The following is a 12,624-nucleotide window of genomic DNA, read 5'->3' as shown; positions in this document are numbered from 1 at the left end:
AGCTAGGCGCCGGTGCGGGCGTCGACCAGTACGCCCATGAGCAGCGCGTTCTCCGAGCCGCGGTTGACCCAGGAATGGTTGGTCCCCCGCTGAACCACCACGTCGAGTGGCTTGAGTTCGACTTCGCCCTCGTCGAGCACCAGGGTGATCGAGCCCTTGAGCAGGATGATGTAGTCGGTGGTATCGCTCTTGTGCATGCCCGGGTCGCGGCTGATGTCCGGCTGGATATGGGGAGCATTCATGCGCTGGAAGAGGTCGGCCCAGTTCTTCGCCCGTTCCTCCGTGCTCAGGTGCGCGCTCTGCGACGCGGGTGGGATCTCGAAGTAGCGGAACACGGTGCCGCCAGCGGGAGGCAGCAGCGACGGCGAGGTGGCGCCGTGGTCGATCGTCGTGTCGTGGTCGTGGGGCTCGCTGCCCGTCGTCCAGAGTTCCGTGAGCGTGCCGGTGCAGTTGTCGGCGATGGCGTCGGTCAGGACCTGTGAGCGGCCCTGGGCGTTGTTGTGGGTCACGATGCGACGTACGGGCATAGGCATGGATCTGACTCTCTCTTGTTGTTGGAGGGGCCTTGCAGGCATGTCCGCAGGCCCTGAGCCCATGGTACGAACGGGCTGGCAGCGAAACGAGGTCCGAAACGGAAAGCGTGCGGATCAAAAACGGACAGCGACGCGGTTATCTGGATTCGTCGCGCACCTGGCGCGGCGACTTTCCGGTCCAGCGCTTGAAGGCGCGGCGGAAATTGGTGTTGTCGCTGAAGCCCAGCTTGGCCGCGATGTCCTCGGTGCTCATGCGGGTCGTGCGCAGGTATTCAGTGGCCAGGCTGCAGCGCACGTCGTCCAGGATAGAGCCGTAGCTGGTCTGCTCCGCGACCAGTTTGCGCCGCAGCGTGCGGGTGGTGATCCTGAGCTGGTCGGCCACCGCCTCCATGCCGGGGAATTGATTCGGGGTCATCATCAGGATCTGGTAGACCTCGCCGGCAACGCCCGATGAGGTCTTCGCTTCGCCGATCAGGCGATCGCAGGTGTCGCGCAGGATGCTGACGGTCAGGCGGTTGGCGAGCTGTGGGGCCTCGTCCAGCAGTGCGTGGGGGTAGTGCAGTTCGTCCACCGGCTGGTCGAACAGGCAGGGGCAGCCCAGGTACTGCTCGTGGACCCGTTCGAGACCGTCGGCCGGGAAGGAGATCAACGCCTGCAGCGGCAGGGCATTGGCGCCGACCACGTCGCGCACGTGGGTGACGTGTTGCGCCATCTGCTGGCGGATGAGGAATCTCCGAACCTCGGCTCCCATCGCGTTCTTGTGGATATCGGTGAACTCCCAGATGGCGGCCTGTTCGGTTTCCCGCCAGCTGATGTGCAGCGTCGGGGTCGCCAGGGCGTGGTACTTCACGGCGAAATCGAAGTAGTCCCTCATCGTCGGGCAGCAGAGCAGGGCGTACCCGTACATCCCGTAGGCGGACAGGTGGAGCCGCGCGCCCACCCTGAAGGGCGTCGAGGGCTCCGCGCCCGCCGCGATCACGTTCTCGCAGGCGTCGATGTACTGGCGGATCGAGACGAGGGTGCTCGGGTCCGCCAGGCTTTCCTCGCTCAGGTCCAGCCCGGCCAGCACCGCCTGGGGCGCGATGCCCTGCTCGGCGACCGTCTCGACCAGGACGGCGATCTTGTAGGGGGCGAAGAGCCGCTGATTCAGGAGGACGGGATGACTGACGGGCATGAAAAGTATCCGCTGATGTCCGAAAAAGACCTGGCTGTGTCCGGTTGTAACCTTACTGGATGCACCCTACGCTCGTAGCATGGTTCCGACAAGAAGGCCGTTTCGGCCGTATAAGACGGAGCCACTATGAGCAAACGACTTCATGCCTGCATCGTTGGCGCAGGCTTGATGGGCCATGGCATAGCGCAGGTGTTCGCGCAGGCCGGGCACCGGGTTTCCCTCCACGATCCCGACGCGAAGGTCCTCGAGCAGGCGCCGTCACGAATCGCCCACAACCTGGCGCAGATGGGCGTGGAGCCCGCCGGAATACTCGACGACATCCTCCTCTGTCCCGCGCTGCCCGAGGCAGCGGCCGCGGCCGATATCGTCATCGAGGCGATCCCGGAGCGGCTCGAACTCAAGCAGGCACTGTTCGAAACGCTCTCCCAGCTGGCCCCGGAACACGCCATCCTCGCCAGCAACACCTCGGTCATCCCCATTACCGCCATCGGTGCCACGCTGAGCGAACAGGCGCGCGCGCGCCTGCTGGGCACGCACTGGTGGAACCCGCCGCATCTGGTGCCGCTGGTGGAGGTCATTCGCGCCGAGTTCACTTCTTCAGCCGTCTTCGACGACACCTTCGAGCTCATCCTGAGCCTGGGTAAATCCCCCGTGAAGGTCCTGCGCGACGTTCCCGGCTTCATCGGCAACAGGCTCCAGCACGCCATGTGGCGAGAGGCCTTGCACCTGCTTTCGGAAAACGTCTGCAGCGCCGAGACCATCGACGTCGTGGTCAAGCAGAGCTTCGGCATGCGCCTGCCTTTCCTCGGGCCGATGGAGAATGCCGACCTGGTGGGACTTCCGCTGACCCAGCAGGTGCATCAGGTGATCTTCCCGCACCTGTGCAACGACACCTCGCCCAATCCGCTGGTGAACACCCTGCTCGAGCAGGGGCACATGGGGATGAACAGCGGACGCGGACTGCGCAGCTGGACCGCCGAACAGGCGCAAGGCGTGCGCAACGAGCTGGCCATGCGCCTGATCACCACCCTTCGGTCCCGAACGGACTGACGCCTGTCGAGAACCTGCCCATGAACAACAACAATCGCAAAGTCATCATCACCTGTGCCGTCACCGGGGCGATGCATACGCCCACCATGTCCGAGCACCTGCCGATCACGCCCGAGCAGATCGCCACCCAGGCGATCGAGGCCGTGGAGGCCGGCGCGGCGATCGTCCATCTGCACGCCCGGGACCCGCGGGACGGAAGACCTTCGCCGGACACTGCGCTGTTCGACCAGTTCGTGCCCGAGATCGCCAGGCGCACCGACGCGGTGGTGAACATCACCACCGGCGGCAGCACGCGCATGACGCTCGAAGAGCGGCTGGCCTATCCGCTCAAGCTGCGCCCGGAGATGTGCTCGCTGAACATGGGCTCGATGAACTTCTCCATCCATCCGGTCGCGAGGAAGATCCGGAACTGGAAGCACGAATGGGAAAAGCCCTACGTCGAAGGCATGGAAGACCTGATCTTCCGCAACACCTTCAAGGACATCCAGCACATCATGCGCGAGCTCGGCGAGTCCGGGACCAAGTTCGAACTCGAGTGCTATGACGTCGGCCACCTCTACAACCTGGCGTATTTCGTCGACGAGGGGCTGATCAAGCCGCCGTTCTTCATCCAGTCGATCTACGGAATCCTGGGCGGAATGGGCCCCGATCCTGAAAACCTCGCCATGATGCGGACCGTCGCCGATCGTCTGTTCGGGCGTTCCAGCTACGAGTTCTCGATCCTCGGGGCGGGCCGGCACCAGATGTCGCTGCTCACGGTGGGCGCCATCATGGGCGGGCATGTCCGGGTAGGGCTCGAGGACAGCATCTACCTGGCCAAGGGGACCAAGGCTGCCAGCAACGCCGACCAGGTCCGGAAGATCCGGCGCATCCTGGAGGAGCTTTCCCTCGACGTCGCGACGCCCGATGAAGCGCGCCAGATCCTCGGCCTCAAGGGCAGGAACCAGATCAATCTCTAGCGCCGGACGCGTGCCGCCCAGCCGGACGGCCGCTCGCCGGAGCCTTGCCGTCCGGCCCGTTTGAACATCCAGAAGAACAATAAAAGAGGTGAACATGAGCCACGATATCGCCACCGCGCCGCAGGACGGCGTGGCAGTTCCGCGTGAAAAAGCCATCGAGGATGCCATCTACCGGAAGATCACCTGGAGACTCATCCCGCTTCTGTTTCTGGCGTACTTCATGGCGTTTCTGGACCGTATCAACGTCGGCTACGCCAAGCTGCAGATGAGCGCGGACCTGGGCTTCTCGGAGGCGGTCTATGGATTGGGCGCAGGGCTTTTCTTCATCACCTACCTGCTCTTCGAGGTGCCGAGCAACCTCTGGCTGGAAAAGGTCGGCGTGCGCGTTACCCTGCTGCGCATCATGGTGCTCTGGGGCCTGGTCTCCGCCTCCACCATGTTCGTGACCACACCCGAGCAGTTCTACGCGGTGCGGCTGCTGCTCGGCATCTGCGAGGCCGGTTTCTTCCCCGGCATCATCCTCTACCTCACCTACTGGTACCCCACGACGCGCCGCGGCAAGGTGACGGGGCAGTTCATGCTGGCCATCCCCCTGGCGGGGATCATCGGTGGCCCCGTTTCAGGCTGGATCATTGCGCACATGGACGGCCTGGCCGGGCTCAGCGGCTGGCAATGGATGTTCCTCGTCGAAGGGTTGCCGGCCTCCGTGCTGGGCGTGGTGTGCTTTTTCTGCCTGGCCGATACGCCCGCCAAGGCGAAGTGGCTCACGCCACAGGAGAAGAAGGTCGTCGAAGCCGTGATGCAGCACGACAACGGCGGCGCGGCAGGCGGCCACGACCGCATCATGGGCAAGCTTCTCGTGGCCGCGCTGGACATCCGGGTGTGGCTGCTCGCGTTCATCTACTTCACCACGGCCTGTGCCAACTACACCTTCACCTTCTGGCTGCCGACCATGGTCAGGGGGCTTGGGGTCACCGACGTGGGGGCGATCGGCCTGTATTCGGCCATCCCGTACGTCTTCGCGGCGCTCGGCGTGATTCTGGTGTCCGCCAGTTCGGATCGCCGCAGGGAGCGACGCTGGCATGTGGGCGGGTCCCTGATCATCGGCGCGGTCGGGCTGGCCAGCACGCCGTTCCTCACCGACTCGCTTCTGGCAAGCCTGGTGGTGCTGAGTTTCGTGGCCTTCTTCCAGTTCGGCGCCGGTATCGCCTACTGGGCGATCCCTTCCACCTACCTGGGCAAGGCCAACGCGGCGGTGGGCATCGGGCTGGTGAGTTCGATAGGCGTATTCGGCGGCTTCGTCAGTCCGTCGCTGCTCGGCTTCATCAAGGACCTGACCGGCAACCTCGACAACGGCATCTTCACCATCGCGGTGCTGATGCTGGCCGGCGGGCTGGCAATCCTCCTGCTTTTGCCCGCCCGGGCGGTGCGGGTGGGGTAGCGCAGGGCTCATGTCGGATTCGGTTGGTACGGCTCGCTTAGGACTTCTGCTCCCGCGTGAAAGCGCGGGGCGCCATCCGAGGTTGCTTCGCCTGGCCGATTGTCCGGCGCCAAGGCCGTTTACTCGGGAAATCTCTTTGCATTTCTATGTTCGAAGCATACAGTTGCGCAATGAGAAACCTGAAAATCGAAAACATGGTGGGCGCCCTGGCGCTCGCATTGTCCGATGGCGTGCTCCAGAGCACCCAGAACCAGGCGCCCGAAGCCGGCCCCGCCGCGGCTGCGATCGCCCTGCTGGGCCATGAGCCCGGCATGACGATCGAGCGCTTGCGGCGGGCCTTGCGGCTGTCCCATCCCGGCGCGGTACGGCTGGTCGACCGGCTCGTCGCGGAGGGGGTGGTCGAGCGGAGGCCGTCCGCAACGGATCGACGTGCCGTCGCGCTCCATCTGACCGAAGCCGGGAGGGCGAACTGCGAGGCCGTCCTGGCGGTGCGTCAGGACCACATCGCCCATGCTTTGGAGACCTTGAGCCCCATCGAGCTGGAAACGCTCGGACTGCTCACCGAGAAGCTCCTTCGCGGCCTGGTGCGGGACCTGGACCAGGCCTATTCGGTGTGCCGGCTGTGCGACCCGGGCGTCTGCACCAATTGCCCGGTCGGAGCGGCGCTGGAAGAGGGCGCCGGTGAATGCCCACCCGCAGAGACCCGGCACGCCGTTCGCGACCAGGACCGCTCCGACGAGGGTTAGGCTTGGGTTGTCGCCTCATGCCGACAGTGCAACCCGTGGGCCTTGTGTGCCCTGGCCCTTCGCGGTCAAGACCGCTCCCACAGGGCCTCGTGGGAGCGACTGCCTTGTTAACTGGTTCAGTCCTCCACGGAGTGTTGTCGCGCAGCATCGCGTTCAGCCTGATCAAGAGCATATGCACGCAAGCCACCAGGGCGACCTTGATGCATTTCCCGCGTTGTCACAGTTGCGTAGGGATGGATGGCGCTCTTTCCATCCACCGTCCCGTCGAAAGGGTGGATCGGTGAAGCGTGATCCACCCTACGAACTGGTATGGGGCGCGGGATGCTCTTATGGGAGCGGTCTTGACCGCGAAGACCCCCCGCAATCACCAGTCGCAGCGTGCGGACGAAATTACCGACCGCCCGCTACCGCACCCTCAAATCGTTCAACAGCGCATGAAGCGATGCGGCGCTGCCGTCGTAGCCCTCGACCAGTCGGGCCATCGTCGCGTCGTCCTGCAGCGCTCGCCGGCGTAGCCCCTGGACCACGCCCGGCTTGTCTCCAGGCGAGTCGCCCTGGCTGAGCTTGGCGGTCAGGTCGAATTCGGTGACTTCCAGCCGGTAGCCTCGAATCGCCTTGCGCCAGCCTGCCCAGAGGTGTGGGGCGAGCTCTTCGATCCGCCAGCCATCGGCGGGCTCGTTCGCGAGCACCAGATCCTTTATCTGGTCCTGCAGCGCATGGTCGTCCATCAGGCTCAGGCGCCCGCGGATGACCATGCTCAGGTAGTTGTAGGTCGGCGCCGTCTTGCTCCGGTCCGGCGTCGGCCCCGCGAAGCTCGCGGTGTACCAGCTGGGCGAGACGGCGGCCCCCGGGCCCTGCACCAGGAGGGTTGCCGGAGCATCGGGTACGAGTGACCCGGTAATCGGATTGGCCAGCGCGAGGTGAAACTCGACCGCTCCCGCGGGGCCCTCGCCGGAACGCGGCGTGAGGGGCGCCTGGGCCACGAGTGGCCCGTTGCTGCCGTTCACCAGAATCGTCGCGAAGGGAAAGGTCCTGACCATTTCATGTACCAGCGAAGGGTCGTGCTGCTTGTATTCGGCGTAATGCATGGCTTCAGCTCCCCTGGGTTTGGAGGGCGGGTTCGCGCAGCCGCTGAAGCCCTTCCGTGAGAATCACCAGGCTCACGCCCAGCAGCGCGACGTCTTTGAGCAGGAAGGTTCCGAGGAAGTTGAGCCAGGGGAAACCGCCCGAGGCTTCTTCCCATATCGGCAGTACGAGCATGGTCGAAACGGTCGTCAGGAAGATCAGCGCTGCCAGAAGACCACCCGCAACGGCTGCGCGGGCGGACCATGGCGAAGCGATGAGAAGCAGCGCCGTGAATATCTCCACGACACCCAGCAGGTAGGAGGCTCCGGCCTCGCCAAGCACCGGATAAAGCCAGGCCAGCCAGGGCGTGCCGCTGATCAGCGGTTTCAGCGCCGCGACTTCTATGGGCGTGAATTTCAGAAGCCCGATCAGGAGCAGGGGCAGCACCGCACCGGTGAGCGCGATCGTTCGGCTGACCTTGGCGAGCTTCGGTAGGGCGGTGTCGGGAATGGCTTGGACGTTGGCGAGGGCATGCATGGGTAATCTCCGCTGTTGATGTATGCGTAAAGCATATATCTAGACGGCTAATATTTACATGCGCCGCGCATAGAATATTTCGCTATGACCTCCTTCCGCTTGAGCGCGGGCGAGCGGGACGGGCGCCGGCATTGGGCATGAAGGCGTGGAGTGGGGCGCAGGGATTGAAGGCTTCGTCGAGCGGTGCTGCGTTTTCGGCTGCAGCGCCAAGGGAGGTTCAGGCCCCACGCAGGCGGGAACGGGGATCAGCGATGCGACCTCACGGGGCGGCGGTCAGCGCGATCTTTCGCAGGTCTTCTGCATAGAGGTCCGGCGCTTCCCAGGCGGGGAAGTGTCCACCACGGGGAAAGACGGTGTAGTGCCGTACGTTGTAGAGCCTTTCGGCCAGTTCCCGCGGCGCCAGGGCGAGATCGTGCGGCCACATGGCGACCGCCGTCGGCGCGCGGACGAAGTCGTCGGCCGCGAGGGGCGGGCGCAACCGGGTGGCGTCGTAGTAGTAGCGGATGGAAGAGCCGATGGTGTTGGTGGTCCAGTAGATCATCAGCGTGTCCAGCAGCGTTTCGAGCGGCCAGACCGAGAGCAGGTCGCCGTCGCAGTCGGTCCAGGCGCGAAATTTTTCGACGATCCACGACGCCAGCCCGACCGGGCTATCGGCCAGACCGAAGGCCAGCGTCTGGGGCCGCGAGCTCTGCATCGCCTGGTATCCCCCTTCCTCCCGGCTCCAGGCCTGTAGCCGATGCTCGTAGTCGACTTCCGCGGGCGTTTGCGGCGGGCTGTCCTTCGCCAGGGGTTTGGGGGCGACGGCGGATACATGCGCCGCGATGACACGGTCCGGGTGGTGCAGGGCGATCCGGGTCGCGAGGCCGGAGCCGATGTCGGTTCCGGCCACCATGAACTGCCGGTGGCCCAGCAGGGACATGAGGCGGGGATACAGGTCCACGGGCTCGGCTCCGTAAGGCACCTCCGGTATGTCCGAATAGCCGAACCCGGGCATCGTCGGAATGACCACCTCGAACGCCGGCGAGCCCTGGGTCAGGAGCGGTGCGAGACGCTGGAACTCGACGAAGCTGGACGGCCAGCCATTCATCAGCAGCAGTGGAATGGCGTGGCTGGCGTCGCTGCGAAAATGCAGGAAGTGCAGCCCATGGCCATCGACCGTGGCACGGAAGTGCGGCAGTCGATTCAACTGCTCGCGGCGTTGCGCCCAGTCGTACTGGTCGCCCCAGAACGCCACCAGCTGGCGGAGAAAACCCCGCTCGGTGCCCATGCGCCAGTCGTCGACGACCGAGTCGGTCCAGCGCGTCCGGGCCAGGCGGGCACGAAGGTCGGCGACCTGCTCCGCGTCGTAGGGCATTTCGAAAGGGACGATCATGATCGATCCTCGGGGCGCTGCAGCTATCGAATCGGTGCTGGCCACGTTAGATAACCGCGCTGGATCGCACAAGGAACGCTCGCCCGATCCGCTACCGGACCCGCTCCCAGACGGTGGGCCCGGCACTCAAGGCGTGGAACGCCGGTTTTCCTGGCTCCACCTGCTGCACGCGCTGGTGAGTGCGAAACGATCTCTCGGCAGGCCCCGGTTACGGGCCTGCGTTGCTCGTGGTTCAGGCCGAGGGCTTGTCGGCCTGGAACGCCTCGTGCCGGTAGGCCTCCAGCGTTTGCAGCCGTGTGCTCAATGCCGTGTGGATGTTGTCGAACGCGGCGCTGCCGAGCGTGAGGCGCAGGGCGGGGGCGATTATTTCCCTCCCGTCCGACGATGGTGTTCTTCATCGAAAGTGCGGCGTGCCTCTTCGATGAGGGGCCAGTGCTCCCTTATCCAGCCGGTGAAGCCCTCCAAGGCCGGCAGCAGGCTCGAACCCATGTCGGTAAGCTCGTACTCAACGCGTGGCGGGACTTCCGGGAAGTAGTGCCGGACGAGAAAGCCATCCCGCTCCAGGTTTCGGAGCGTCACCGTCAACATACGCTGCGTGATGCCTTCAATCCCGTTCTTGATCGCGGAGAACCGTAGCCGGTGACCAGGAACGATGGCGAGGAGCAAGAGCGTGAGAATCGTCCATTTGTCGCCCATGCGCGATAGCACGTCGTGGGGCGCGCAGGGTTTCAGACGCGGTCCCAGCTCCGTTTCCTCGTAGTTCCGACCATGAAGTGTGTTGACCATGAGTACCCTCCGTGTGCCTGGAGTACAAAAATGTGCTGTCTTCCAGGGCTTTGCGCAAGAGTATAGATTCGTAACCATCGAACTGCGGGATGGTTAGAACAATGCTGCTCTATCAATTTCGGAAGGGTACGAACCCTCGGCGCGTCATCATTTACCTGGCGGAAAAGGGCATCGACGTCCCGCGCTACGAACTCGATTATGTGAACGGCGAACATCGCTCCGCCAGTTACCTGAAGATCAATCCCGCAGGCCGGGCCCCGACCCTGGTGACCGACTCAGGCCTTGCGATCACAGAGTCAGCGGCGATCGTCGAGTATCTGGAGGAACTCTATCCCGCGAACCCGATGATCGGCTCGGACCCGTTATCCCGTGCGCGGGTACGGTCGCTTGAGCGGCTTGGCAATGATCTGATTGCGCGCGGTCAGTTGTGGCTCTGGAACCGGACCGATGCGTTCCCGGCAAAGGAGCCGGCTCCGTCCCCGGAAACGGCGGATCGCACGCATCGCTATGTCACGGAGCTTCTCGATGTGCTGGAGAAGGAGATCGGGGAGAACGCTTTCCTGGCCGGCGCCGAGCCGACGATCGCGGACTTTACGACGTTCACGATTTTTCAGACCGCTCGCGAGAGATTCGATCTGCCGTTCGGAAATTTCCATCCGCGTCTCAACGCCTGGTTCGACCGCTTCCGGGCACGTCCGAGTGCAGATTACTAACGACGCTGGCGTCCTGTCAGAAACCACGGAGACACTCATGTTACGTTCGCGACACGTTACCCGATCAATCTTCTGCCTCTTGGTGTTCGCGGCTGTCTATCCACTTGTGACCGCGCTAAGTTATCTGATGCAGGGAGCGGCCGGGGACTGGCCGATATGGCAGCGCCATCTTGTGATCGTGCCGGTCGTCGTGCTGGCGATGGTGTTTGCGATCATTCCGGCCATACAAGCGTTGCTCAATCGCTAGTTTCCAGGGCCCTGGTGCCTCACGGCCGGTGCGGTGCCGAACCGTACTCGCAGAGGGCGCGCCATGGCGTCGCTCTTCGCGAACGAGCGTTGAGATCGCGCGACCGAACGATCCTTCAGTACACGGAACATGAAGCACTGCGCCCTGAAACCTGGATTGCCGAAAGCGCCGCTCGCAGAAAGCATGTAGCGAATGCATCTCGCCGTCAGAGCTGAGCTAACGATCCTTTGCCACCTGATCCAGGTAACCGAGACATAGTCGCTCAAGTTGGTCGGACAGTGTTTCCAGCATCCCACCATCGACACCAGCCTCCAGCATGGCCCGCGTAGGTCCGGTCATTGCGGAAAACAGATAGAGCGCGGTCATTTCAGGATCACGGATTCGTTGGTCAGGCGCAGTCGCCAACATACTGGCAAGGGCTGCATTGCAGCGATTGGCGGCCTCAACCACCAGCTCAAGCGAGTCCAGCTCGCTGGCTACCGCATACAGCGCTCTCGCTTCATCGGCATCGGCCATCTTCGCTGACAGGAAGGCGTTGACGACCTGACGCACCATGATCGCCTTCTGTTTGTTGTGTGAGCTCTGCGCGGCCGCTTCGATCGACTGGCTTATGCGCTCAAGGTGTCGCTTGAGCACCGCAAAGAGCAGCGACTGCTTGTTCGGGTAGTACTGGTACAGCGTTCCCACCGACACGCCTGCTCGTTCCGCCACGCGAGTGGTGGTCAGGCGCTGCAGTCCATCTGCCAGCAAAACCTGAACGGTTGCTTCGAAGATCGCATCGACAGTGACCTTCGACCGGCCTTGAGCAGGCGTCTTTCTGGGGTTCAGGGCGTTACGGTTGGCTCTGGCCATATGCGAATGCCAAACATGAAGAATCCTTCATATTCTAGCACTGCCCCGGCAAGCGCAGGGCAAGCGGTAAAAGTGGCGACGCATCGACCCACCTTTCGCATCGCCGACGACCGGCAACCTCACACACCCTGGAGACTTACAGATGAGCCAGCTGAATGAACATTCGAACGCTTCCCCGTCTCGCGCCGAACTGATCGCCGGGCTCGTTTCGGCCATGGTCAATCCCCTGCGATCGCCCATCATTCGGAATCCGGCAGACGATGGCCTGGAATACTCGGACATCTACTTCCCTGCGATCGATGGTGTCCGGCTCGACGGTTGGTTCATCCCCGGCGATAGCGACAAGCTGATCATCGCCAACCATCCGATCTGGGCAAATCGTTATGGCTTTCCCGGCCACATCGCTCCCTATGGCGATGCATGGGCGGCGAGCGGCAATAACATCGAAGTCAACTTCATGCCGGACTACAAGCATCTGCACGATGCCGGCTACAACGTCCTGGCGTACGACCTGCGGAACTTCGGACATAGCGCCTCGGGCGGTGGTGGTGCTATCGGAAACGGCATTCGCGAGTATCGCGATGTGATCGGTTCGCTGCGTTACGCTCGATCACGATCCGACCTGCGCGACATGAAGATCGGCCTTCTCAGCCGATGCTGTGGAATGAACGCCACGATGGTGGGCATGACGAAGCACCCGGGCGACTTCGAAGGGGTTCGCGCGATCGTCGCGCCACAGCCTATCTCGCTGAGCTCGTTCTATCGAACCCTCCTGGGCCACATGGGCATGCCTGACGCGCTTCCCGAAGTCGCGGAAGCACTGCGCCGCGTCACCAGCATGGACCTGAAGGACATGGATATGCCGCAGTACGCGGCGGCGGTCGATATCCCGACCCTGCTCTTACAAGTACGCGAGGACAGGCTGACGACGCCGGCAGATGTGCAGGCCATCTTCGACGCCATTCCGGCTGAGAAGAAGGAACTGATCTGGATCGAAGGCACGCATCGGCGCTTCGACGGATACAACTACCTGCCGAACAACCCTAAGCCGATGCTGGATTGGTTTGAGCGCTTCATGGCCTAACGTCCTAGCGATCCGCTGTAGTCACTCACCGATGACGCCGATCGGTCAGCAGCGACCATGACTCT

At 63.5% G+C, this 12,624-nt stretch carries 14 protein-coding genes and 1 pseudogene; 7 read left to right on the top strand and 8 right to left on the bottom strand.

All coding sequences use genetic code 11. The annotated features are described in order from the left end of the window. Positions 1-2: 2 nt before the first annotated feature. Positions 3-533, bottom strand: coding sequence for a cupin domain-containing protein (locus DN824_RS17115; RefSeq protein WP_138409615.1), 531 nt, complete (start codon positions 531-533; stop codon positions 3-5). Positions 534-669: 136 nt separating this feature from the next. Beyond that, positions 670-1,707, bottom strand: a complete 1,038-nt coding sequence (locus tag DN824_RS17110) for an AraC family transcriptional regulator (protein ID WP_138409614.1) — start codon at positions 1,705-1,707, stop codon at positions 670-672. 126 nt (positions 1,708-1,833) lie between these two features. Here DN824_RS17110 and DN824_RS17105 point away from each other — a divergent pair, with 126 nt between their 5' ends. The 4 genes from DN824_RS17105 to DN824_RS17090 all read left to right on the top strand — a co-directional run bounded on the left by DN824_RS17105 (position 1,834) and on the right by DN824_RS17090 (position 5,903). Further along, the gene (locus DN824_RS17105; protein WP_138409613.1) at positions 1,834-2,757 is read left to right on the top strand and encodes a 3-hydroxyacyl-CoA dehydrogenase family protein; all 924 of its coding nucleotides are present in this window, start codon (positions 1,834-1,836) and stop codon (positions 2,755-2,757) included. 20 nt (positions 2,758-2,777) lie between these two features. Next, complete coding sequence (kce, locus tag DN824_RS17100; RefSeq protein ID WP_138409612.1) at positions 2,778-3,716, top strand: 3,5-dioxohexanoate:acetyl-CoA acetone transferase; 939 nt, start codon at positions 2,778-2,780, stop codon at positions 3,714-3,716. Positions 3,717-3,810: 94 nt separating this feature from the next. Beyond that, the gene (locus DN824_RS17095; RefSeq protein ID WP_138409611.1) at positions 3,811-5,157 is read left to right on the top strand and encodes an MFS transporter; all 1,347 of its coding nucleotides are present in this window, start codon (positions 3,811-3,813) and stop codon (positions 5,155-5,157) included. Between the two features lie 170 nt (positions 5,158-5,327). Further along, positions 5,328-5,903 carry a MarR family winged helix-turn-helix transcriptional regulator gene (locus DN824_RS17090; RefSeq protein ID WP_174236533.1) on the top strand — a complete coding sequence of 192 codons (576 nt, stop codon included), beginning with the start codon at positions 5,328-5,330 and terminating at the stop codon, positions 5,901-5,903. 112 nt (positions 5,904-6,015) lie between these two features. Here the strand turns inward: DN824_RS17090 and DN824_RS22940 are convergent. The 5 genes and pseudogenes from DN824_RS22940 to DN824_RS17065 form a co-directional block, all read right to left on the bottom strand. Beyond that, positions 6,016-6,117 (bottom strand): annotated as a pseudogene (locus tag DN824_RS22940) (IS110 family transposase); the annotation flags it as partial. Between the two features lie 190 nt (positions 6,118-6,307). Next, positions 6,308-6,991 (bottom strand): FMN-binding negative transcriptional regulator, encoded by a 684-nt coding sequence (locus DN824_RS17080; RefSeq protein WP_138409610.1) that lies wholly within the window; start codon positions 6,989-6,991, stop codon positions 6,308-6,310. Positions 6,992-6,995: 4 nt separating this feature from the next. After that, positions 6,996-7,505: a DUF417 family protein gene (locus DN824_RS17075; RefSeq protein WP_138409609.1), complete on the bottom strand. Its 510-nt coding sequence runs from the start codon at positions 7,503-7,505 to the stop codon at positions 6,996-6,998. A gap of 259 nt (positions 7,506-7,764) precedes the next feature. Continuing rightward, positions 7,765-8,877, bottom strand: a complete 1,113-nt coding sequence (locus tag DN824_RS17070) for an epoxide hydrolase family protein (RefSeq protein ID WP_138409608.1) — start codon at positions 8,875-8,877, stop codon at positions 7,765-7,767. A 363-nt stretch (positions 8,878-9,240) separates the two neighbouring features. Next, positions 9,241-9,663, bottom strand: coding sequence for a winged helix-turn-helix transcriptional regulator (locus DN824_RS17065; protein ID WP_138409607.1), 423 nt, complete (start codon positions 9,661-9,663; stop codon positions 9,241-9,243). Positions 9,664-9,764: 101 nt separating this feature from the next. Between DN824_RS17065 and DN824_RS17060 the strand changes: the two genes are divergently transcribed. Both DN824_RS17060 and DN824_RS17055 read left to right on the top strand, forming a co-directional pair. Then, complete coding sequence (locus DN824_RS17060; RefSeq protein WP_138409606.1) at positions 9,765-10,376, top strand: glutathione S-transferase family protein; 612 nt, start codon at positions 9,765-9,767, stop codon at positions 10,374-10,376. Between the two features lie 37 nt (positions 10,377-10,413). Beyond that, positions 10,414-10,623: a putative antibiotic biosynthesis monooxygenase gene (locus DN824_RS17055; protein WP_138409605.1), complete on the top strand. Its 210-nt coding sequence runs from the start codon at positions 10,414-10,416 to the stop codon at positions 10,621-10,623. Positions 10,624-10,839: 216 nt separating this feature from the next. Here the strand turns inward: DN824_RS17055 and DN824_RS17050 are convergent, their stop codons facing one another. Then, entirely contained in the window at positions 10,840-11,475 is a 636-nt protein-coding gene (locus DN824_RS17050; RefSeq protein ID WP_138409604.1) for a TetR/AcrR family transcriptional regulator, read from the bottom strand. Positions 11,476-11,617: 142 nt separating this feature from the next. Here DN824_RS17050 and DN824_RS17045 point away from each other — a divergent pair, with 142 nt between their 5' ends. Further along, complete coding sequence (locus DN824_RS17045) at positions 11,618-12,559, top strand: alpha/beta hydrolase family protein (RefSeq protein ID WP_206666171.1); 942 nt, start codon at positions 11,618-11,620, stop codon at positions 12,557-12,559. Positions 12,560-12,624 lie beyond the last annotated feature (65 nt).

It is taken from the genome of Stutzerimonas nosocomialis, assembly GCF_005876855.1.
GTDB classification, from domain to species: Bacteria; Pseudomonadota; Gammaproteobacteria; order Pseudomonadales; family Pseudomonadaceae; genus Stutzerimonas; species Stutzerimonas nosocomialis.
The sequence above is the reverse complement of the archived record's forward strand: the minus strand, read 5'-3'. Positions and strand labels throughout refer to the sequence as shown.